The sequence below is a fragment of the Pseudomonas sp. R43(2017) genome (assembly GCF_002112345.1).
In the GTDB taxonomy this organism is placed as follows: domain Bacteria; phylum Pseudomonadota; class Gammaproteobacteria; order Pseudomonadales; family Pseudomonadaceae; genus Aquipseudomonas; species Aquipseudomonas kribbensis.
The window spans coordinates 382,475-403,823 of sequence record NZ_NEHJ01000003.1; the positions used below are offsets into that span (position 1 = coordinate 382,475).

A 21,349-nucleotide genomic window follows, 5' to 3' on the forward strand; every position below is an offset into this window, starting at 1 on the left:
CCCGGACACTGTCCGGGTTTTTTATTGCCTGCGTTTATCAGCTGCCCAGTTGCCCACGGGTGTCGGCATCAAAGCGTTGCTTGGTCTGATCCGCCTTCGGTTTGAGCTGCGCGAGCAGGGCGGCCTCGCTGTACAGCCCGGTCAGGGCCAGCTCCTTGGGCGTCGGCTCGATCGGGATCAGCACATCTTCACCGGCCGCGTGCAGCCAGATCGCTACGACATGCAGCGCCGAAACGAACAACACTCGCAGCTCGACGGTTTTGCCCTGCAACTGCGGCGATTGCTCGGCCAGCTTCAGCGCATCGACCGTGGCGGTGGCCAGGTTGCCGTGGTTCAACGAGGCAAACTCGACGTGACCGCGGACTTCGGCCAATTGCGCATCGGCAATCGACACGCCGTCGGCAAACACCAGGTAATGCCAGTCGCCGACCCGGGCGTCCTTCAGGCCTTTGCCCCGGCTCAGATCCTCCAGGCTCAGCGAGTAGCCGCGATAGGCCTCGCTCAGGCTGATTTTCGCCGGTGCAGCACTGGCGAACTGGCGATTGATGCCAAACCCCTGGGTTTGCAGCGCTGCTTGCAGCACCGGACGCAAGGTCTGTACGCCGTTGGAAGGCGCCTTTGGATAAGTCAGTTGCATGATGTCGCCCTCCTAGTTTTTCGCCGTGAAGTAAGTGTGGGTCCAGTTGCCGCCACCGTTGTAGGAACCGGGGAACGAGTTCAGTGCGCGGGTCGAATAGCCGTAGATCGAATCCGCAACCAGCACGTAGTTGCCGTTGGTGCCATAGATCGTCAGGAAGTGCGCACCGCCGCCGTACCAGGCACAGCGCAGACCGACGGGCCGGCCCATGTTGATCTGGTTCTGGATGGCCGACATCTGCAACGAACCCTGATTCATCCCGTTGTAGCTGCGGGTGGTTTGCAGGGCCGAATCCAGATAACCGTAGACGTTGCACGGCCCCGGCTGGCTGCAGCAGTTGCGGTTCAATTGGGTGCTGGCAACGCCGCACTGAGTCCAGGACCCGGTGCCGTAATAGTTGCCGACCGAAGCGGAAACCGCGGCCCAACACCAGTTGGTCTGGGTCTGTTGCTGCATCGTGAAGTTCAGGCTAGAGGCCGCCAGGGCCTCGACCTGTGGCGCGGCTTCGACCTCGACCAGTTGCGCGTCGAGCAGATGGCCGGTCAGGCATCCGGGCAGGGTGTTGCCGGTGTATTGCGTTGTTTCAGTGGTTAACATTTTTCAATCCTCCATGAATGAAAACAAATGTCCAACGTGTGGATGTTGCGAGTGATCGGCTGTGAATGGGTTGCCATCGCCGATGGCCGGTTCCGATCAGGCTCGAGGTAACCCTAGGTCTGAATATGCATTTGTGCAAATAAATAAATGCACAAATGCAATTCAACGGACGAAAGGACACTGCTTTGAGCATGTCCTTTGTGGTGGGCTGAAGCCCGAGGCCGTTAACCCTCGGTTTTGTGCTCGGCCGAATCCAGCTCCTTCAAGCGCTGGTCGATCAACTGGCATTTGTCCGGCAGATCGGCAGAGGCAGTGCCCAGGTCCATTTTCTGCAGCTCGGCGTTGATTTCCTTGGCCTTGGTCGGGTTTTGCTCGGTGAGCTTTGCCACTTCCTGAGCCAGTTGTTCACGTTTGGCGGTGGCTTCTTCCGGGGTGCAGGCCCAGACGGGCAGGGCACAGGCGAAGGTGGTGGCGAGTGTGAGGGTGAGCAGGGTTTTCATGATGGCAGGCCTCAGATCCGGTTAAGGCGGGTTAACCGGTTGAGGGCCGTGCCCCGTGAAAAGTTCAGTGTCTTTGCCGGCTCAGTCGCCGTGGCAGCAACTGGATTTCGTTTCTCCCTCATACCGGTCGTGATGCCGCACCCACTCCATGATTTCGTCCTCGTTCCGCCCCTTGGGCGTGAGGTCGAGAAAGTTGTAGGCGCCGACCAGCATGTCCAGACCCCGGGCGTAGGTTGAGTAGGTGTGGAATATCTCGCCGTTATTGGCGCGATAGAACACGCTCAGCCCCGGCATTTCCTCTTCGCCACTGTCAGTCTTTTCATAGTTGTACGTAGCTTTTCCGGATTCGGCGTCTTCAGCACGGGCACACACGCCGAAGTCGTAGTTGAAATCGGAACCGTCCGACGACACCCAGTCGAACTTCCAGCCCATCCGCCGCTTGAACGCCTGGAATTCGGCGAATGGCGCGTGGGATACCGCCACCAGCCCAATGTCGTGATGAGCCAGGTGCAGATTGGCGCCGTCGAAGTGATCAGCGAGGAAGGAGCAGCCCTGGCAGCCTTCTTCCCAGCCCTTGGCGAACATGAAGTGATAGACGATGAGCTGGCTGTGCTGGCCGAACAGGTCGGCAAGTTTCAATTCGCCGTCCGGCCCCATGAAGCGGTATTCCTTGTCGACTTTCACCCACGGCAGCGCGCGGCGTTTGGCGCTGAGGCGGTCGCGCTCCCTGGTGAAGGCCTTTTCATCAGCCAGATGCTGCTTGCGGGCGGCGAGCCATTCTTCGCGCGACACCACCGGATGATTCTCAACGTTCATGATGATTTCTCCTGCGGGGTTGAAACCGTCTGTCTCAGACTAGTCGCTCGAGGCCCACGGGATTCGACAGACCGCCGGTCGGTCGGTGCCGCAAATCAAGCTGAACGGCTATTGCCCGCTCGGGTCACAACCTAAGACAGCGCCATTAATCACGCGCACCGGAGGTTGAATCAGGATGACGACTTATAACTGGGATTTGATTGAACGCCTGCTGCATGAAGTGCAGAACGGCGCCGGCCACAGCTTTGCACCGCGGTCCTATGCCGAAGACTATGCGGCGGAAAAAGCCGCGGCAGGCGAGCCGATCGAGAATCTGGATCATCTGAAAACCATCGCCTGTGAATACGAGCAGAAGCTGTTGCTGCGCGGCTTTATCGAGCCTCGGGGCGACGATGAGGGCAGCACCGGCAACAATTTCAGCCTGACGCCGCGTGGTTCTAGCCTGTTGAGTCTGATCGACAGCAGCATTCCCGGTAATGATCATCCGCGTCAGGTGCTGGATGAACAGGAGGATGCGCTGGATGAGGCGACATTCGACCGTGTGGCGTCAAAAGCGCAGATTGCCTGAGCGCCTGCTGCGATCCCTCTGGAGCCGGGTTTCCGGCTCCCGCAGGTTCAATGAACCTCAGCCTGCTTTCGCCGCTTTCAGACACTTCAAATCATTGAAGTCCTTGCGCACCCCTTCGATTTTCTTCAACAGGCGCTGGCGTTGTTGCGGTGTGCTTTCTGCCATCAGATCAACCGCCAACGAGCGGGCCTGGGCTTCGGTGTCGGCATAGGCCTTGCGGTAATCCGCTGTCCATAAACGCTCGCGATAGACCAGAAGTGTCTCGATCCGCTGTGGGAATTCCGGACTTTTACGCTGGGCAACGGCGGCGCTGAACTGCTGTTGCCAATGCGCACGGTTGGCGATCCATTGGGTGTTCTGGTCGCCGAGTGCGGTTGACCACGCCATTACCCGTTGCTCTTGCGTGACACTCAAAGGCCCGAGCCAGTCGTTAAGGCGTTTGTCCATGCGGGCGCCACGCTCGGCGATCTGCTGGGCCAATGGTGGTTTCACATATTCCTGCTGACGTTTGCGCAGATCCTTGGCAAACGCATCGTTCATGTCGGCGACCTGTTTGTCGTCCAGCCCTTGCAGCAACTCGATGGCCGACGGGGTGATTTCCCGGGCGGTCTCGGCAATCGCCTGCTTGGCTTCCAGAGTGCGGGCCTGGAGTGCGGCGTCGGTGACCTGATTGGTTTCGACCATGGTCTGCAGGCGATCCAGCCAGTCCAGATAACCCGGCAATTGCGTGGTGCAGTGCCAGCTCAGGTGTTCCTTCAGGCGTTCGTTGAACCAGCCTTTCTGCTCGCCGGTCATGTCCAGGTAGTCGCTGAGCGTCCAGGGAATGATCACGTCGAGATTGCGATAGGCCAGGCCGACGCGGCTGCACGCGCCGAGGGCGAGGGTGAAGATCAACAGGGTGACACAGCGTTTGAACCAGCGAGACATGAGCGAGTCCTTGCGAAAGCCTGGCGTCTGATTCTTATGTGAACGCAGGATGCTCCCAGCAGTTCAGCCAATCAATAGAACGCGCGTTCGGCCTTGAGCGTGACCAGCCCGTCGCACTGGCTGTTGTGCCCGGAATAGGCGGAGCAATCGCTGCCGCTGAGGCTGGAATTGCTGTAGATCAGGTCCAGGTCGATGCCCATCACCGGCCGGGAAAATTTCACCGACCAGTCGGTGAAACTGCTGACATAACCGCCGTCCACCGAGACCGGCGTATTGAGCTGATGGGTGGTGTATTTCATGCTGATCCCGATGCCGAACGGCTGGTTGCCGCCCAGATCGGCAAACAAAGTGTTGTTCTGTTTGTCCGGGTCGTTGCTCAGTGCGATGCCGAAACGGCTTCCGAGCAGGGTCAGGCCGCCAAACAGTTCCTGGCTGTCGAGGGTGTCGACCTTCGGATAGCTGTAATGGATCATCCCGACTTCGTAGCCGAGGGTTTGATCGAAGGGTTGTTTGAAGCCGACGTAGGAGTCGATTTCCAGATTCTTGCCCGGCGTCAGCCCCATGCTCGGCGCGTATTGGCCAACGTAGAGGCCGCTGTCGTGGGTCAGATCGAGGCCGCCGTGAAACGAGCCGGCGGCAGAAGGTTTGACCAGGCCCTGGGCCATGCTGCGACTGGGCGTGGTGCCGAGCTTGAGGTCGAAGTCGCCGAGTTCGCGCTGGAAAATCTGCGCGTGCGCCACCGGGCTCGTCAGCAGTCCTGCAAGAATTAAACAGAGGGGTTTGAGCATGCGTCACTCCATGAACAGCGAGCGCAGGCCGACGTACCTGCTGAAACGCTTGATCCAGACGCGTGCAAGGATACCGGCGAATGATCCTCATCGAGGGCCGTTCGTCGATTTATGCTTTTTTGATTAAACGTGCGAGGGATTTTGCGAGGGTTCCGGTCCAGACGCTTCGAAGCTCAAAGCGCCTTGGGACTGGGATGTTGCGGGGTGTTACTTCTTGCCCAGGCTGATCTGCTTGGACGGGCCGAACGTCTGGCCGCTGACGCCCTTGGCAATTTGCTGGATCTCGCCGCCGGACTTGAGGAATGCCGCGATCTGATCGTTGATCGATTCGCTGGTTTCAACGGCTGGAGCTGGCTTTGCTTTGCTGGTGGATGCTTTTACACGCATGGCGGCCATTAACCTGTAGAAAAGTAACTCGGCCAGGCATCGTACAGGAATAACTTGACAATTGCTTGGTAAATATCCCCCGGAATAACCCAGCGTGCGGGTGGATTATTCTCGATTAATTATTAGAAATATCCCGCTAACCTGCTGTTTTAAATAACAACATTTATCGGGATCGGTGGCTTTTTCGCGGGGGCGTCGCGCCGGGGAGTCGCCGAGGTGGTCTGACGAGTGGCGCCTGCTCGGCGGCAAACCAAGGAAAATCAGGGCTTCGCGCAATTTTCAGTTTGCGGGAGCATCTGCCGGCCAACGAACCCGGCAAAACCGGGTAGAATGCCGCCCACGCAATGAGGGTATTGGAAATGGCTTTAGTCGGGCGCTACAACAGTTTGCAAGTGGTTAAACACACTAACTTCGGTTTATATCTGGACGGCGGTGCCGACGGCGAAATTCTTTTGCCCAACCGTTATATCCCCAAAGATATTCCCAGCGAAGATGAAGACTGGCTCAATGTTTTCATTTATCTGGACAGCGATGACAAACTTATTGCCACCACTGAAAAACCAAAAGTTCAGGTCGGTGAATTTGCCAGTTTGAAAGTTGTTGAAGTCAACAGCATCGGTGTGTTCCTCGATTGGGGGCTGCCGAAGGATCTGCTGCTGCCTTACTCCGAAGAAAAACGCCAGATGACCGCCGGCGAATACTGCGTGGTGCATGTCTACCTCGACAAACACACCCGCCGCATCACCGCCACCGCGCGTCTTGATCGCTACCTCGACAAGACCCCGGCCAACTACAGCGTGGGCCAGGAAGTCGATCTGCTGGTGGCCGAAGCCACCGACATGGGCTTCAAGGCTGTCATCAACAACAAGCACTGGGGTCTGATCCACAAGAATGAAATCTTCAAGTTCATGCGTTCCGGCATGCGCGAGAAAGGTTTCATCAAGGAAGTGCGCGCCGACGGCAAGATCAGCCTGAGCCTGCAACCGGTGGGTCAGGAAGCGGCCAGCAGCCTGAGTTCGAAGATCCTCGCCAAGTTGCGCGAAAGCAACGGCACCCTGGCCGTCAGCGACAAGAGCGACCCGGCGCTGATCAGCAGCCTGTTCGGTGTCAGCAAGGGCAACTTCAAGAAGGCCATCGGTTCGTTGTACAAGGAAGGCAAGATCGTCATTCATGCCGATCGCATTGAACTAACCTGAGCCAGACGTGGCCCATGTTGCATGGGCCAACCTGAGGTCGGGCAAATGAAAAAAGCGCTGATTGCCTACGCCGCCACGCTGCTGACGTTTCTTTTGCTCGACGGCTTCTGGCTCGGCGTGTTGATGGCGCCGACCTATCGCGAACTGCTTGGTCCGCTGATGCTCGAAAAACCGTTGCTGGTGCCAGCAGCGGTTTTTTATTGCCTGTACGTTTTCGGCTGCGTGGCGTTCGTGGTGTTGCCGGCGCTGACCTGGCAACGCGCCGCCCGCATGGGGGCGCTGCTCGGGCTGGTCGCTTACGGCACCTACGACCTGACCAACTGGGCGACGCTGCGCGGCTGGTCGATGCAGGTGACATTGATGGATTGGGCATGGGGGACGTTTGCCACGGCGCTGGCCTGTACAGTCGGATTTGTCGTGGCCGGCCGGTTTGGCAGGTCAACCCGTCACCGCTGACGCTTCAGGAGAATGAAGTGTCTCTTCCAGACGGCTTTTTCTGGCCAACTGGTTAATAATCCCCGAGACCATTTTTCGCCCCGGACGAAGAGCCGGGGCGTTGTTTTGACCTTTGGAAAAACTGCCATGTCGTGTGTGTTCGAGGTGTTGCGGTGAGCGTCAGTCGGCGCAGTGCCGACGGCTTTGCCCTGCAAGTGATGATCGGCCTGTGCCTGATCTGGGGCGTGCAGCAGGTGCTGATCAAGTGGGCGGCGACCGACATTGCGCCGGTGATGCAGGCGGCGGGGCGGTCGGGGATTTCCGCGTTGCTTGTAGGACTGCTCATCTGCTGGAAGGGCGGCTGGGATCAGGTCGGCACGACCTGGCGCGGCGGCTTGCTGGCCGGTGCCTTGTTCGGCCTTGAGTTCCTGTTCATTTCCGAAGGCCTGCAACTGACCACTGCGGCGCACATGTCGGTGTTCCTCTACACCGCGCCGATCTTCACTGCGCTGGGCGTGCATTTCCTGTTGCCCAGCGAGCGTCTGCGACCGGTGCAATGGCTGGGGATCTTCATGGCATTTGTCGGGATCGCGGTAGCGTTTGCCGGCGGCGTGTCATGGGACAACCTCGATCACCGCATGCTGCTGGGCGATGCCCTCGGCGTGCTGGCCGGGGCCAGTTGGGGCGCGACCACCGTGGTGGTGCGCGCCTCGCGCCTGTCGGAAGCGCCGGTGACGCTGACGCTGTTTTATCAACTGATCGTCGGTTTCGTCGGCCTGCTGTTGATCGCGCTGCTCAGCGGCCAGATTACCCACGTCAGCCTGACCGCCGTGGCGGTGGGCAGCGTGCTGTTCCAGGGCCTGGTGGTGTCGTTCTTCAGTTACCTGACCTGGTTCTGGCTGCTGCGCCGTTATCTGGCGGCCAATCTGGCGGTGTTTTCCTTCATGACGCCGTTGTTCGGCGTCACGTTCGGCGTGGTGCTGCTTGGCGAAGAACTGAGCCTGAACTTCATCATCGGTGCCGTGCTGGTGTTGCTCGGCATCACCTTCGTCAGCGCGGAACAGTGGGTGCGTCGGCGTTTGCGCAAAGCGCTCGGCCAGTCGTAAGCGGCTTCCACGCCAGGCCACCGGCAATCAGCAGGCCGCTGCCGGCGATCACCAGCGCCGGTTGCAGGCCACCGCTGAAGTGGCTGCTGACCGCCGCCAGCAACGGCCCGCTGAGCTGACCGACAGCGAAGCACGCGGTGAGCAGGCCGGCGTTGCGCTGGGTGGCGTGGGGTGCCAGTTCCCGGGAGCGCTGCATCACCAGTTGCATGCAGGCCAGGAACGGCGTGCCGCACAGGATCACGCCCAAAGCCAGGCCGAGGCCGCTGCCCAGCAGGCAGGCAAACACTCCGGCGGCCTGCAGCCATAGCGTTGCCATCAACCAGTGACGGGTGGTGTCCGGATCGTGCCGGCGCAAACTCACCAGCAACACACCGATAGCGGCGCCGAGGCCGAAGCATGGCCAGAACAGATCCGCCTGCCATTGTCCGTGAAACTGCGCGTTGGCCATCTGCGACAGGAACGTGGCCGGAATGATGTAGCCCACGCCGTACAAGGCATACACCACCGCCAACCGCCCAATCCCGCGATTCGAATGATTGACGGCGGCAGGCGCGACGTTTGCACTGACGCCCGGTTGCGGCAGGATCCGCACGATCCCCAGCAACATCACCAGCGCCACGGCGGCATAGATCAGCCACAAAGTGGCGGACGTCTGCTGCGCCAGATGCGAGAACAGCGCCAACAAGCCCGTCAGAAAAATCCCAAGACCCGGCCCGGCAAAGACCAGCGCTCCCAACCGTGGGCGACCCGCCGCCGCAGCCAGCGGCTGACTCAGCGCCGTAATCATCACCAGCACCCAGGCACTCGCCACACCGGTGCCGAAGCGCAGCAGCAAGTGCGACCAGAAGCCGTTGGCCCAGAACGATGCCAGCGTCAGCAGCACACACAACCACAAGCCGCCATGCAGACGCCGCTGCACTTGATCCGGCCGGCGGGAAAACATCGCGTCCACGGCGCCGAGCAGATAGCCGAGGTAGTTGGCGGCCGCAATCAGACCGGCGGCAGTCAGGTCGATCTGCCCTTCGCTGATCAGGTGGGGAAGTTGCGGTGTGAGGGCGAAACGCCCGATGCCCATGGCCATCATCAGGGCAATGAAACTGGCGGATAAGCGAATCAGCGGCGACATGGTCTGGATTCCGTTGGAAGGTTCGATGACCGTCAGGCTAGGACTGATTGACTTTCTTTAAAATTGAATAATAGTGAGTAACTTGTTCTGTTCAGGAGAAAGGTTGTGGAGTTCAGCCAATTGCGGATCTTCCAGGCCGTGGCGGAGGAGGGCTCGATCACTCGCGCCGCCGAACGCCTGCATCGCGTACCGTCGAACCTGTCGACCCGGCTCAAACAGCTCGAAGAGCAATTGGGCGTCGAACTTTTCGTCCGTGAGCGTCAGCGTTTGCAGTTGTCGCCTGCGGGAAAAGTCCTGTTGGACTACACCGGCAAACTGTTCGCCCTGCGTGATCAGGCCAGTGCGGCGGTGATGGGCGGGCAACCGGCGGGGGATTTCGTGCTCGGCACCCTGTACAGCACCGCCGCGATCCATTTGCCGGCGTTGCTGGCGCGCTATCACAAACAATATCCGGCGGTGAATCTGCAGGTGCAGTCCGGACCCAGCGGCGAATTGCTGGAAGGTTTGCTCACCGGGCGGCTGGATGCGGCGCTGGTGGACGGCCCGCCGCAACTGGCCGGGATCGACGGTGTGCCATTGTGCAACGAGCGACTGGTGCTGATCAGCGAGGCCGATCACCCGCCGGTGCGCAGTGCCAAGGATGTCGAGGGACGGGCGGTGTTCACCTTTCGCCATGGCTGCGCCTACCGCGCGCGGCTGGAGTCGTGGTTTGCCCACTATCACGCGGCGATGGGCCGGGCGATGGAGATCGAGTCCTATCAGGGCATGCTCGCCTGTGTAATTGCCGGCAGCGGCGTGGCGCTGATGTCGGAGTCGATGCTCGCCAGCCTGCCGGGACGCGAAAGTGTCGCAGTGCACCCGCTGACCGAGCCTTTTGCCAGTGCGACAACATGGCTCATGTGGCGCCGGGGCATGGTCGGCGCCAACCTCAATGCGTGGATTGAACAGCAGCAGGCGCTCTATCCCGTGGCTGGCGAAGATACCCGGGAAACGGCTTGAACGATCGGTCAGGGATTCTGATCCATTCAGTAACAGATCATTGCGGATTTCGCCGAGCATTGCGTAGGACTTCGGACTATTATCAGTGCGAAGCGGCTACAGAATTCCGGCCGCTCAGCACCACCCTGAAGGGGGCATGACGATGAAAGAGAAAATTCAGAACTGGCTGCACGATTTGGGTGTTGCTCTCGGCTTGATCGAACCGCCTCTGCAACCGGTCCCGATTCGCACTGACGACGAACAGCGTCGGCGTCAGCAGCGTCGGCGGTAATGCCTTCCGGCTCCAAGGATTAAAGATTAGAGAGGTCGCCGTTTCGGGCGGCTCCGGCAGAAAAGAAGCTGGAGCCGCCCGAAACGGCGACCTTTTGCTTCTCAGTGCCGCCCGATTTCCAACAGAAACCGACTCAAGTCATTCGCGGTTTTCGCGCTCTTGAGCATGCGGTCCTCTTCGGCGGTGAAGGCCGTCAGTCCGAATTCATCTTCCAGATGGAAGATCAGATCCTCGATGTCCGCCTTCTCCAGACCCAGTTCCGCCAGACTGGTGTTGTCATTGAAGTCGCGGTGTTCCAGCAGGCGTTTGATGAATCGGTGCACGGCGGCACGCACGGCAGCTCTTCTCATGGCAGATGTTCAAAAAGTGGCGGGATCTGACTGGAGTACAGCAGGCCTCAGGCGTGTCGGCGCAACCATTCGTCAATCATCGAATGTAAATGCTCTCCCGAGAAACTGCCGAAATGCCCGCCATGCACCGTGCGGATCTTCAGCGCCTGCAAACGTCGCAGGCTGGCAGCGTAGTCCTCGAGATTGGAGTGGTAGGCGTCTTCGATCAACGGCCCGTCGTAGATGATGTCGCCGCTGAACAGGGTTTCGCTGGCGGCTTCATAGAGGCTGATCCCGCCCGGTGAATGCCCCGGTGTGTGCAGCACCTGCAGCGTGCGGTTGCCCAGGTCCAGCACATCACCGTCCTCGACAAACCCGGTGGCCGGCGCGGCCTTGACCCGGTATTCGGCGTAGCACAACGGGCAATCCGGGTGCGCTTCGAACATGTCGTCGCCGACGAAGGCCCGGCTCAAGTCATTCTCGCCATCCGGCGCCGCCAGAATATCCGCCTCGGCGGGATGCACCAGCCGTTCGGCAAATTCGTGATGACCGGCGATGTGGTCGAAATGGCAATGACTGGCCACTGCCACCAGCGGCCGCTCGGTCAGCCACGGCAGTTGTTCGCGCAGGCTCACCAGCCCGGAACCGCTGTCGAGCAGCAGATCCTTGTCCCGCCCCTGAACATGCCACAGGTTGCAGCGATAGAACGGGCGAATGTAAGGCTCGTGAATCAGGCGAATGCCGTCGCTCAGGTGCTGCACTTCGTACCATTGATCCCGGGAAACAATCTTCATAGGCACTTTCCTTGAGACGAAAAAAACGGGTGTGGCAACCGACGCCACACCCGCCGAAGAAAGTTGTTGCTACCGCTTTAGCTTAGATCGCGCTGGCCACCACGTTTGGGCGACGAGACATCAGGCTGACCACCACAAAACTCACCAGACCCACAGCCAGGCTGTAGTAGATAGGCGTGTTGGCGTCCAGACCGTCTTTGACCATGAACAGCAGGGCGGTGGCGAACCCCAGGCCCATGCTGGCGATGGCGCCGGCGGTGGTGGCGCGTTTCCAGAAGATCGCACCGATCAGCGGGATCAGCATGCCGCCCACCAGCAGGTTGTAGGCCAGGGTCAGGGCGCTGATCACGTCATTCACAATCAGCGCGATACCCAGCACCACGACACCGGTCAGCAGGGTGAACAGGCGGTTGATGCCCAGGCTCGACTGTTTGCCGCCACGCAGTTTCGGCAGCAGGTCTTCGGTCAGGGTGGTGGCGGCGGCGAGCAGGCCGGCGCTGGCGGTGGACATCATCGCGGCCAGGGCGGCGGCGATCACCAGACCACGGATGCCGTCCGGCAGCGACAGTTTGACGATCGCGGCGAAGGCGTTGTTGACGTTGTCCAGATCCGGGATCAGTACGTGCGCTGCCATGCCGATCAGGGCGCAGGCCAGACCGTAGAGGATGCAGTAGATGCCTGCGAAGCTGCCGGCGTACTGAGCCACTTTTTCATTCTTGACGGTGAACACCCGTTGCCAGATGTCCTGACCGATCAGGATGCCGAAGAAGTAGATCATGAAGTAGGTGATGATCGTGTCCCAGCCGATGGTGGTGAAGTTGAACGCCGCCGCCGGCAGCTTCAGCACCAGTTCGTCCCAGCCACCGACTTTGTACAGGCAGATTGGCAACAGGATGAACATCAGGCCCACGGTCTTGATGATGAACTGCACGATGTCGGTCAGGGTCAGCGACCACATGCCGCCGATGGCCGAGTACACCACCACCACGCCACCGCCGAGCAGCACCGAAACCCAGAACGGCAGGCCGAACAGCACTTGCAGCACGGTGCCGATGGCGAGGATCGAGGTCACGCCGATCATCAGCGCGTAGGCCAGCATGATCGCCGCGCTCGCCGAACGGGCCATCGGGTTGTAGCGTTTTTCCAGGACCTGGGTAACGGTGTAGATCTTAAGTTTCAGCAGCGGCTTGGCCAGGAACAGGTTCAGCGCGACGATGCCGCAACCCAGTGCCGCGCACAGCCAGAAACCTGAGATGCCGTGCACATAGCCCAGACGCACGGTGCCGACGGTGGACGCGCCACCGAGAACGGTCGCGGCCATGGTGCCCATGTACAGGCTCGGGCCGAGGTTACGCCCGGCGACGAGGAAGTCCTCGTTGGTCTTGGCTTTGCGCATGCCGAAATAGCCGAGCAAGAGCATGCCGGCCGCGTAGATGAGGACGACGAATAAATCCAAAGCCATGATGGCGTGTCTCCGATTGTCTTTTTTATGGGGTGGAACACTGTGGGAGAAGGCTCACTCCCACAGGCGATTCGTTTCTTCAGGCGGCCTGACGCAGCGCCGCTTCAGCAGGCGCATGGGCGCCTTTGCTCCGTGGATCCTTCGGCCCGTAGACCAGCGCCGGTTCCGGGAACAGGCTCAGCAGCATCAGGTACATCACCGAGGCCAGGCCCAGGGTCACCAGCAGGCTGATGTCGATGCCGCCGGCCAGTTCACCCAGCGGGCCGACGAACTGCCCCGGCAGGTTGACGAAGCACAGGCCGACCGCCGCGCTCGGGATCCATGCACCCAGGCCGCGCCAGTTCCAGCCGTGGCTGAACCAGTAGCGTCCGCCTTGCTCGCCGCGTGTGAACACTTGCAGGTCGTCCGGGCAGTAGAAGCCGCGGCGCACCACCAGGCCGATGATCATGATCACCATCCATGGCGTGGTGCAGGTGATGATCAGCACGGCGAAGGTCGACACGCTCTGCACCAGGTTCGCCGCGAAGCGCCCGATGAAGATGAAGGCAATCGACAGCACGCCGATCAGCAGCGTCGCTTTCACTCGCGACAGCAGGCGCGGGAACACACTGGACATGTCCAGCCCCGTGCCATACAGCGACGTGGTGCCGGTGGACATGCCGCCGATCACCGCAATCAGGCACACCGGCAGGAAGAACCAGCTCGGCGACACCGCCAGCAGACCGCCGACGTAGTTGTTGGCCGCGATGTAGTCCGGTGCCTGGATCGCTACGATGGTGGCGGTGGTCAGGCCGAACAGGAACGGAATGAACGTAGCGATCTGCGAGAAAATCACCGCCGCCATGATCCGCTTGCGCGAGGTCTCACGCGGGATGTAGCGGGCCCAGTCGCCGAGGAACGCGCCGAAGGAAATCGGGTTGCTCATGGCCACCAGTGCGGCGCCGATGAACGCGGCCCAGAAGCCCGGCTGGCCGAGGCTGACGGTGCCGGCGTAGTGCGAATCGAAAGGCCCGGCGAAGGCGAAGATACCCAGCAGGAACAGCAGGCTCGCGCTCCACACCGCGACCTTGTTCACCCACAGCAGGAAGCGGAAGCCGTAGATGCACACGGTCAGCACCAGAATCGCGAACAGACCGTAGGCCAGGCCCAGGGTCAGGTCGGTTTCCGGCAGGCCGATCAGGCGTTTCGCACCACCAATCAGCGCATCTCCCGAACTCCACACCGAGAGTGAGAAGAAGGCGATGGCGGTCAGCAGCGAGAGGAACGAACCGACGATCCGCCCGTGCACGCCAAAGTGCGCACCGGACGACACGGCATTGTTGGTGCCGTTGAGCGGGCCGAACAGGCCCATCGGTGCGAGGATCAGCGAGCCAAGCAGCACGCCCGAGACAATCGCCCAGACGCCCGCCTGAAACGACAGGCCGAACAGCACCGGGAAACTGCCGAGCACGGCGGTGGCAAAGGTATTCGCGCCGCCAAAGATCATGCGGAACAAGTCCACGGGACCGGCGGTGCGTTCGTTGTCCGGGATCTGTTCGACCCCGTGGGTTTCAATCTGCGTAAGGCTTTGGTCTTTGTTGTTGTTATTCATGATCTGCTCCGATCATAAAGGCGCGCTCATCGTGTCGTGAGCGTCACCTGTCTTGGCTAAGGGGGTGGCAGCCCTTCCGGCATTGCGGACAAATGTTCGTGGCAGGCCAGCCAATGGCCTTGTTGTTCTAGGCTCGACGTTTGTTTCTTGAAAACAATCGTCTCGCGCTCCTGGCTGAAGTGTTGCTCCCCTTGCATGCGCAGCTCGGTGGCCACGTCATGGATGAAAATCGCCACGTCACCCTGCAGGCTGACGAAGGCGTTGCTCGAGGTGCACGACAGCACCTCGAAGCCATCCTCGGCGCGCCAGCTGTCCCACAACGCCTGATAGGCATCGCGCGACAGCAGGGGCTGTTCGAGGGTGTAGAACACGAAGCTCGCATCGGCGCTGAACGCGCCGAAGTAGGCTTCACGATCGTTGCGGGCGAAGGCGGACACCAGATCGGCGGCCGCTTTCAGAACCTGATCACGTTCGTTCATGACCCGACCCTCAGCGGTGGACCACGCCCGGCAGTACGCAGAGCATTTCGTACAGCAGGTTGGCGGCCAGCAGCGAGGTGTTGCCGGTGGTGTCATAAGCGGGCGAGACTTCTACCAGATCGCAGCCGATCAGGTCGAGGCCCTGGCAGCCGCGAACGATTTCAATCGCCTGAATGGTCGTCAGACCACCGATTTCCGGGGTGCCGGTGCCAGGCGCCCAGGCCGGGTCGATGCCGTCGATGTCGAAGCTCAGGTACACCGGGCCGCCACCGACTTTCTCGCGCACTTCGGCCATCAGCGGTTCCAGCGACTTGTGCCAGCACTCTTCGGCCTGCACCACGCGGAAGCCCTGATCGCGGCTCCAGTTGAAGTCGTCAGCGGTGTAACCCTGCGCACGCAGACCAATCTGCACCACGCGGTCGCAGTCCAGAAGACCTTCTTCGACGGCGCGACGGAAGGTCGTGCCGTGGGCGATCTTCTCGCCGAACATGTGATCGTTGACGTCAGCGTGAGCGTCGATGTGCACCAGACCGACCTTGCCGTGCTTTTTATGGATGGCACGCAGGATCGGCAGGGTGATGGTGTGGTCGCCACCCAGGGTCATCGGGATCACGTTGTGCTCGAGGATGTTGTCGTAGGCTTCTTCGATGATGCGCACGGCGTCGAGCAGGTTGAAGGTGTTGATCGCCACGTCACCGATGTCGGCAACCGACAGCGAGTCGAACGGCGCGGCGCCGGTAGCCATGTTGTACGGGCGGATCATCACCGATTCGGTGCGGATGTCGCGTGGCCCGAAGCGGGTGCCGGGGCGCAGCGAAGTACCGATGTCCAGTGGCACGCCAACGAAGGCAGCGTCCAGGCCGGCAGCGGTCGGTACGTGGGGGAGTCGGAGCATGGTGGCGATGCCGCCGAAGCGCGGCATTTCGTTGCCGCCCAGTGGTTGGTGAAGAATCTTGTCCACGGGTAGGGCCTCATCGTCTTTGTTTTATTTATGTCGGCGCGCCGTTCAGCACAGGTTCGGACGCCGCTGTGGGGCCGATTCTGCGAAATGTAGTGAGATGGAAGAATCGCTACGAACAAAAACTTAGTTCAGAATTTTCTAAACTAATCGAAAGGCTGGAGATAGACTTCTCGCCCATGCTCGTTGCCCGATCAGTGGAGTCCCCATGGCCAACGCTTTACCCGACCTGAAACTTTTGCGCATCTTCGTCAGCGTCGTGCGCCATCAGGGGTTTGCCAATGCGCAGCAGGAACTCAACCTGTCGACCTCGGCGATCAGCACCTACATGAGCCAGCTCGAAGCCGCGCTCGGTCTGGTGCTGTGCCATCGCGGGCGCGGCGGGTTCAGCCTGACCAGCAAGGGCGAGCTGTTCCATCAGGAAACCTTGCGCCTGCTGGCCGAGCTCGAAGGTTTCGAGCAATACGCCGCGGCGCTCAAGGGCGAGTTGCGCGGCACGCTCAATCTGGGGGTGATCGACTCCACGGTCAGCGACAAGGCGTTGCCGTTCGCCGAAGCCATCGGTGCTTACAGCCAGGAACACCCGGCGGTGCATTTGCACCTGTCGGTGATGAGCCCCTATGAACTGCAACTCGGCGTGCAGGACAACCGACTCGATCTGGCCATCGGCGCGTTTTCCACGCGCATGAGCGGTCTGGTGTACATGCCGCTGTACCGCGAGCAGCACTGGCTGTATTGCAGCAGCCGTCACCCGTTGTTCAACGAACGGCGAATTCCCGAACAGGTCATCACCCAGCAACGCATGGTCGGACGCGGCTACTGGAGCCAGGCGGAACTGGCGCGCCATGGCTTCAAACACAGCGCCGCTACCGTGGAAAGTATGGAGGCGCAGCTGATTCTGGTGCTGTCCGGCGCCTACATCGGCTACCTGCCGGAGCACTACGCCCAGGCCTGGGCCGACAAGGGCGACCTGCGGGTTTTGCTGCCGGCGACCTTCGGTTATCAGGCGCCTTTTTCCATGATCATGCGCCGTGGCCGCAGCCGCGAGCCGCTGATCCAGACTTTCCGCGATCTGCTCAAAGCGCAGCTCAATCAGGCATAAGAATTCATGTCCAGACCTCAATGCCCGCGCTGCCTGCGCCCTCAAACCCATTGCCTGTGCCCGCTGATCCCCAGCCTCGACAGCCGCACCCGGGTATTACTGTTGCAGCACCCGAGCGAGGTCAGTCACGCGCTCAACACCGCACGGCTGGCAGCGCTCGGTTTGAAAAATGCCGAATTGATCGTCGGCGAGGTGTTCGAGGATCTGCCCGCGTTGCTGAACCGGCCGGGCTATCGGGCGCGGTTACTGTTCCCGGCGGACGATGCGCAGCCGATGCAGGCTTACACCGCGACCGATGAGCCGCTGTTGCTGGTGGTGCCGGACGGCACGTGGCGCAAGGCGCGCAAGATGTTGCACCTCAATCCCTTGCTGGCGGCGTTGCCTCGGGTGACTTTGGCGGAGGGTGGTGTTTCCCGGTATCGGCTGCGCAAGGCACCGGGGCCGGGGGCGTTGTCGACCATCGAGGCGATTGTTCAGGCGTTGCAGACGCTGGAAGCGCCGGCCTCTTTCGATCCGTTGCTCAAGCCGTTCGAGGCGTTGATCGAGGGGCAGATTGCGGCAATGGGGGAGGAGACCTTTCAGCGCAATCATTCAAAATGATCGCTGCCTGTCCCGACGCCTTCGCGAGCAAGCTCGCTCCCACAATGTTCCTGTCGAACACAAAACCTGAGTACGACGCCATACCTGTGGGAGCGAGCTTGCTCGCGATGGGGCCAGATCATTCACCGCAAAGTCCGGATCACCACTACCGCTCGCGCATCGCCTCGGTCCGGGCCTTCAGCACCGGTTTGAGCAGGTAATCCAGCACACTTTTCTCCCCGGTAATGATGTCCACCGTGGCGACCATCCCCGGGATGATCAGCAGCGGTTTCACATCCCCACCCAAATGGTTTTTGTCGGTACGCACCTGGATCAGGTAGAAACTGTTGCCCTTGTCGTCGGTGATGGTGTCGGCACCGATCAGCTCAAGTTTGGCGCTGAGCCCGCCGTAGATCGTGTAGTCATAGGCACTGAACTTGACCATGGCTTTCTGGCCCGGGTGCAGGAACGCCACGTCCTGCGGACGCACCTTGGCTTCGATCAGCAGGTTGTCTTCCAGCGGCACGATTTCCACCATGTCGCTGCCTGGCTGCACTACGCCGCCGATGGTGTTGACCTTCAATTGCTTGATCACCCCGTGTACCGGCGAGGTCACGGTGGTGCGGCTGACGCGGTCGTCGATGGCAATGCTCGACGCGGTGATTTTCGACAGGTCGGTGCGCTTCTGGTTTAGGTCCTTGGCGGCGTCGGAGCGGAAAGTCTGTTCCGATTCGTCGATCTTGCTCTTGATCTCGTTGATCGCCGATTCAGCCCGGGGAATCGCCAGGGTCGTGGCGTTCAGCGATCCGCGAATTTCCACCGCGCTGCGTTTGAGCCGCAGGATTTCCACCGGCGACACCGCCCCGGTGCCCACCAGCGGCGATGACATGTTCATCTCTTGCTGGAGCAACGCCAGACTGGAACTGTACTGACCCTGCTTGGAGCGAAACTCCGCCAGTTCCTGAGTCTTCTGCCGCAATTGTTCGGTGAGGGTGCGCTGCTCGCTGGCCAGGCGCCGCTGGCGCTGGTCGTAGAGCGCGCGTTCATCTTCGGCCACTTGCGGCGCCTTGCTGACGATCTCGTCCGAGAGCTTCATCGGCCGGCCTTCGGACTCTGCCGACAGGCGTTCGACCTGCGCCATCAACGCATAGCGATCCGCCTCGCTCTCGCCCTTGTTCGACAGAAACCGCGTGTCATCCAGGCGCAACAGGGTGTCGCCCTTGTTCACCATTTGCCCTTCACGCACGAAAATCTCGGTGACGATCCCGCCTTCGAGATTCTGGATCACCTGGACTTTGCTCGACGGAATCGCCTTGCCTTCGCCCATGGTCACTTCTTCGAGCACCGCAAACTTGGCCCAGACCAACGCGCTGATCAGCAGCGCCGCCGCCAGCCACACGGTGATGCGCGACCAGCGCGGCGAATCCTGCAACGACGCGCCGGCGGTTTCCGGCATGAATTCGGCCTCGGCGCTTTTGCCGAAACTGTCGAAGTAGCCGCGCGATTTTGAAGAAGAGGAAGCAGACATGGGCAACTCCTAGACCGCCGCCGAGCCGACCCGGCCCTTGCGCAGTGCATCGATGACCGCATCCTTCGGACCGTCGGCGACGATCCGGCCGTTGTCCAGCACCAGCAACCGGTCCACCAGGCTCAGCATCGAGGTGCGGTGGGTGACCAGCAGCAGCGTCTTGCCCTGCACCCAGCCGTGGAGCTTCTGGCGCAGCACGTCTTCGCTGCTGTTGTCCATGGCGCTGGTGGGTTCGTCGAGCAGCATGATCGGCGGGTCGAGCAACAGCGCCCGGGCCAGCAGCACCGCCTGACGCTGACCGCCGGAGAGCAATTGCCCGCGTTCGCCCACCGGCCGGTCGAAGCCTTGCGGGTGCTGGCGGGCCAGTTCGGTGACGCCGGTCAGTTCGGCGACTTCGAGCATCCGCGAATCGCTGACGTAACGAGCACCGAGCGTGAGGTTGTCACGCAGACTGCCGGCCAGCAGTGGCAGGTCATGGGCGACGTAACCGATCTGCTGGCGCAGGTCGGCGACATCCAGTTGCCGCAGGTCGAGGCCGTCGAGTAGCAACTGGCCTTCTTCCGGTTCGTAGAAGCCCATCACCAGTCGCGCCAGGGTGCTTTTGCCCGAGCCGCTGCGGCCGATGATGCCGATGCGTTCGCCGGGTTTGAGGCTGAAACTGACATTGCTCAGAGCCGGGGCATTTTGGCCGTTGTAATGGAAGGTCACACCGCTGACGTCCAGCGCGCCTTGCAGTTGCGTGCGTTCCAGCGGCCGCTGTTTGCCGTCGCGCTCCTGAGGCAGGGCCATCAGCGCGTCGGTGCTTTTCATGGTCAGTTGCGCTTGCTGGTATCGGGTGATCAGCCCGGCGATCTGGCCCAGTGGTGCGAGCACGCGGCTGCCGAGCATGTAACTGGCCACCAGTGCGCCGACGCTGAGGTTGCCGGCGATGATGCTGTAGACCCCGGCGACGATGGTCGCCATCCCCGAGAACTGCTGGATGAACAGCGTGCCGTTGGTGGCCAGCGCCGAGAGGTTGCGCGCATGGCTGTCGAGGCGGGTGAGGGCGCCGTGGGTGCTTTCCCATTTGTGCTGGCGCTCGCTTTCGGCGCTGCAGGCCTTGAGGGTTTCCAGGCCGCCGAGGGTTTCGATCAGCAGCGCCTGACGCTCGGCGCCGAGGCTCAGGCTTTTTTGCACGGTGTCGCGCAGGCGCACCTGAATGATCATCGCGAACATGATCGTGATCGGAAACGCCAGCAGCGGGATCACCACCAGCCAGCCACCGAGCAGGCCGATCACCACCAGCATCAGCACCACGAAGGGCAGGTCGATCAGGCTGGTCAGGGTCACGGCGGTGAGGAATTCCCGCAGCCCCTGAAAGTCGTGAATGCTCTGGGCGAAACCGCCGATGGTCGCCGGCCGGGCCTTCATCGCCATGCCGGTGATGCGCTCAAATAAAGTCGCGGAAAGGATCACGTCGGTCTTCTTGCCGGCGGTGTCCAGCAGGTGCGCGCGCACCACCCGCAGCACCAGTTCGAAACCGGTGCCGATCAGCAACCCGATGGCCAGCACCCACAGGGTCGACGTGGCCTGGTTCGGCACTACGCGGTCGTAGGTCTGCATGACGAACAGCGGCACCATCAGGCCCAGCAGGTTGATCAGGAAACTGGCGAGGATCGCGTCGCTGTACAGCCATTTCGACAGCTTCAACGTGTCGCGAAACCACGCCTGGACCCGTGGCACCAACGGTGAACGCAGGTCTTCCAGTTCATGCCGTGGCCGGGCGAAGAGGGCCTGGCCGGTGTAGTGTTCGGCGAGTTCTTCGCGGCTGACCCACTGCTCGCCGCCGTCGGCTTCACTGGGCAGGATCAGGGCCTTGCCGTCATCGGCAAAACGCCGCAGCACCGCCGTGCGGCCATTGCCCAGCAGCAACAGCACCGGCAGGTTGAGCGGGGAGATGTCCTTGAGGTCGCGGCGCAGCAGCCGCGCCTGCAAACCGGCCCGGGCCGCCGCACGGGGCAGCAGGTCCAGGCTCAGGCGTTGTTTGTCCAGAGGCAGCCCGGCACTCAGGCTGGCGCGACTGACCGTCGCGCCATGGAGTTTGCAGAGGATCAACAGACCGTCGAGTAACGGATCATCGAAGCTCAGCCGCGGATCGACCCCGGAAACACCGGGTTCCATGCTGGTCATATTGA

24 protein-coding genes are annotated in these 21,349 nt (G+C 61.2%); 8 read left to right on the forward strand and 16 right to left on the reverse strand.

Going from position 1 to position 21,349, the window contains the following annotated elements; genetic code table 11:
• Positions 1–37 precede the first annotated feature (37 nt).
• The 4 genes from CAG02_RS10320 to CAG02_RS10335 form a co-directional block, all read right to left on the reverse strand.
• Positions 38–637, reverse strand: coding sequence for a hypothetical protein (locus tag CAG02_RS10320; RefSeq protein ID WP_085710338.1), 600 nt, complete (start codon positions 635–637; stop codon positions 38–40).
• A 12-nt stretch (positions 638–649) separates the two neighbouring features.
• Positions 650–1,234 carry a papain-like cysteine protease family protein gene (locus tag CAG02_RS10325; RefSeq protein WP_085710340.1) on the reverse strand — a complete coding sequence of 195 codons (585 nt, stop codon included), beginning with the start codon at positions 1,232–1,234 and terminating at the stop codon, positions 650–652.
• A 224-nt stretch (positions 1,235–1,458) separates the two neighbouring features.
• Complete coding sequence (locus CAG02_RS10330; protein WP_085710342.1) at positions 1,459–1,734, reverse strand: hypothetical protein; 276 nt, start codon at positions 1,732–1,734, stop codon at positions 1,459–1,461.
• A gap of 81 nt (positions 1,735–1,815) precedes the next feature.
• Positions 1,816–2,550: a thioredoxin family protein gene (locus tag CAG02_RS10335; RefSeq protein WP_085710344.1), complete on the reverse strand. Its 735-nt coding sequence runs from the start codon at positions 2,548–2,550 to the stop codon at positions 1,816–1,818.
• 175 nt (positions 2,551–2,725) lie between these two features.
• Here CAG02_RS10335 and CAG02_RS10340 point away from each other — a divergent pair, with 175 nt between their 5' ends.
• Complete coding sequence (locus tag CAG02_RS10340) at positions 2,726–3,118, forward strand: transcriptional regulator (protein ID WP_085710345.1); 393 nt, start codon at positions 2,726–2,728, stop codon at positions 3,116–3,118.
• A 57-nt stretch (positions 3,119–3,175) separates the two neighbouring features.
• Here CAG02_RS10340 and CAG02_RS10345 read toward each other — a convergent pair whose 3' ends face one another.
• From CAG02_RS10345 to CAG02_RS10355, 3 genes are all read right to left on the reverse strand, one after another.
• Positions 3,176–4,045: a DUF6279 family lipoprotein gene (locus CAG02_RS10345; protein WP_085710347.1), complete on the reverse strand. Its 870-nt coding sequence runs from the start codon at positions 4,043–4,045 to the stop codon at positions 3,176–3,178.
• Positions 4,046–4,116: 71 nt separating this feature from the next.
• Positions 4,117–4,833, reverse strand: coding sequence for a TorF family putative porin (locus tag CAG02_RS10350; RefSeq protein ID WP_085710348.1), 717 nt, complete (start codon positions 4,831–4,833; stop codon positions 4,117–4,119).
• 207 nt (positions 4,834–5,040) lie between these two features.
• Positions 5,041–5,229, reverse strand: coding sequence for a hypothetical protein (locus CAG02_RS10355; RefSeq protein WP_016985943.1), 189 nt, complete (start codon positions 5,227–5,229; stop codon positions 5,041–5,043).
• A 350-nt stretch (positions 5,230–5,579) separates the two neighbouring features.
• Here CAG02_RS10355 and CAG02_RS10360 point away from each other — a divergent pair, with 350 nt between their 5' ends.
• The 3 genes from CAG02_RS10360 (at position 5,580) to CAG02_RS10370 (ending at position 7,957) form a co-directional block, all read left to right on the forward strand.
• A complete protein-coding gene (locus tag CAG02_RS10360) occupies positions 5,580–6,416 on the forward strand; it encodes a S1 RNA-binding domain-containing protein (RefSeq protein WP_085710349.1) in 837 nt (278 codons plus the stop codon).
• A 45-nt stretch (positions 6,417–6,461) separates the two neighbouring features.
• Positions 6,462–6,872: a DUF2177 family protein gene (locus CAG02_RS10365; protein WP_085710350.1), complete on the forward strand. Its 411-nt coding sequence runs from the start codon at positions 6,462–6,464 to the stop codon at positions 6,870–6,872.
• A gap of 152 nt (positions 6,873–7,024) precedes the next feature.
• Positions 7,025–7,957, forward strand: a complete 933-nt coding sequence (locus CAG02_RS10370; protein WP_085710351.1) for a DMT family transporter — start codon at positions 7,025–7,027, stop codon at positions 7,955–7,957.
• On the opposite strand, the gene CAG02_RS10375 is transcribed toward CAG02_RS10370, so the two are convergent.
• Positions 7,902–9,083 carry an MFS transporter gene (locus CAG02_RS10375; RefSeq protein WP_085710353.1) on the reverse strand — a complete coding sequence of 394 codons (1,182 nt, stop codon included), beginning with the start codon at positions 9,081–9,083 and terminating at the stop codon, positions 7,902–7,904. The genes CAG02_RS10370 and CAG02_RS10375 overlap by 56 nt on opposite strands.
• Before the next feature lie 105 nt (positions 9,084–9,188).
• Here CAG02_RS10375 and CAG02_RS10380 point away from each other — a divergent pair, with 105 nt between their 5' ends.
• Together CAG02_RS10380 and CAG02_RS30020 are read left to right on the forward strand one after the other, a co-directional pair.
• Complete coding sequence (locus CAG02_RS10380; RefSeq protein ID WP_085710354.1) at positions 9,189–10,082, forward strand: LysR family transcriptional regulator; 894 nt, start codon at positions 9,189–9,191, stop codon at positions 10,080–10,082.
• 142 nt (positions 10,083–10,224) lie between these two features.
• Positions 10,225–10,353, forward strand: coding sequence for a PA1414 family protein (locus tag CAG02_RS30020; RefSeq protein WP_007914492.1), 129 nt, complete (start codon positions 10,225–10,227; stop codon positions 10,351–10,353).
• A gap of 101 nt (positions 10,354–10,454) precedes the next feature.
• On the opposite strand, the gene CAG02_RS10385 is transcribed toward CAG02_RS30020, so the two are convergent.
• From CAG02_RS10385 to speB, 6 genes are all read right to left on the reverse strand, one after another.
• On the reverse strand, positions 10,455–10,703 hold the full coding sequence (locus tag CAG02_RS10385; protein WP_085710356.1) for a phosphopantetheine-containing protein: 249 nt from the start codon (positions 10,701–10,703) through the stop codon (positions 10,455–10,457).
• Between the two features lie 47 nt (positions 10,704–10,750).
• On the reverse strand, positions 10,751–11,476 hold the full coding sequence (locus CAG02_RS10390; protein ID WP_085710357.1) for an MBL fold metallo-hydrolase: 726 nt from the start codon (positions 11,474–11,476) through the stop codon (positions 10,751–10,753).
• A gap of 82 nt (positions 11,477–11,558) precedes the next feature.
• Positions 11,559–12,938, reverse strand: coding sequence for a sodium:solute symporter (locus CAG02_RS10395; protein ID WP_085710358.1), 1,380 nt, complete (start codon positions 12,936–12,938; stop codon positions 11,559–11,561).
• A 79-nt stretch (positions 12,939–13,017) separates the two neighbouring features.
• Positions 13,018–14,529: a cytosine permease gene (locus tag CAG02_RS10400; protein ID WP_085710359.1), complete on the reverse strand. Its 1,512-nt coding sequence runs from the start codon at positions 14,527–14,529 to the stop codon at positions 13,018–13,020.
• A 56-nt stretch (positions 14,530–14,585) separates the two neighbouring features.
• Positions 14,586–15,008, reverse strand: a complete 423-nt coding sequence (locus tag CAG02_RS10405; RefSeq protein WP_085710361.1) for a nuclear transport factor 2 family protein — start codon at positions 15,006–15,008, stop codon at positions 14,586–14,588.
• A gap of 10 nt (positions 15,009–15,018) precedes the next feature.
• A complete protein-coding gene (gene speB / locus CAG02_RS10410) occupies positions 15,019–15,969 on the reverse strand; it encodes an agmatinase (RefSeq protein WP_007956591.1) in 951 nt (316 codons plus the stop codon).
• 205 nt (positions 15,970–16,174) lie between these two features.
• Here speB and CAG02_RS10415 point away from each other — a divergent pair, with 205 nt between their 5' ends.
• Both CAG02_RS10415 and CAG02_RS10420 read left to right on the forward strand, forming a co-directional pair.
• The gene (locus tag CAG02_RS10415; protein WP_007956593.1) at positions 16,175–17,068 is read left to right on the forward strand and encodes a LysR family transcriptional regulator; all 894 of its coding nucleotides are present in this window, start codon (positions 16,175–16,177) and stop codon (positions 17,066–17,068) included.
• A 6-nt stretch (positions 17,069–17,074) separates the two neighbouring features.
• Complete coding sequence (locus CAG02_RS10420; RefSeq protein ID WP_085710362.1) at positions 17,075–17,668, forward strand: tRNA-uridine aminocarboxypropyltransferase; 594 nt, start codon at positions 17,075–17,077, stop codon at positions 17,666–17,668.
• A 145-nt stretch (positions 17,669–17,813) separates the two neighbouring features.
• Here CAG02_RS10420 and CAG02_RS10425 read toward each other — a convergent pair whose 3' ends face one another.
• Positions 17,814–19,175: an HlyD family type I secretion periplasmic adaptor subunit gene (locus CAG02_RS10425; RefSeq protein WP_085710363.1), complete on the reverse strand. Its 1,362-nt coding sequence runs from the start codon at positions 19,173–19,175 to the stop codon at positions 17,814–17,816.
• Between the two features lie 9 nt (positions 19,176–19,184).
• Complete coding sequence (locus CAG02_RS10430; protein WP_085710365.1) at positions 19,185–21,344, reverse strand: type I secretion system permease/ATPase; 2,160 nt, start codon at positions 21,342–21,344, stop codon at positions 19,185–19,187.
• Between the last annotated feature and the right edge of the window lie 5 nt (positions 21,345–21,349).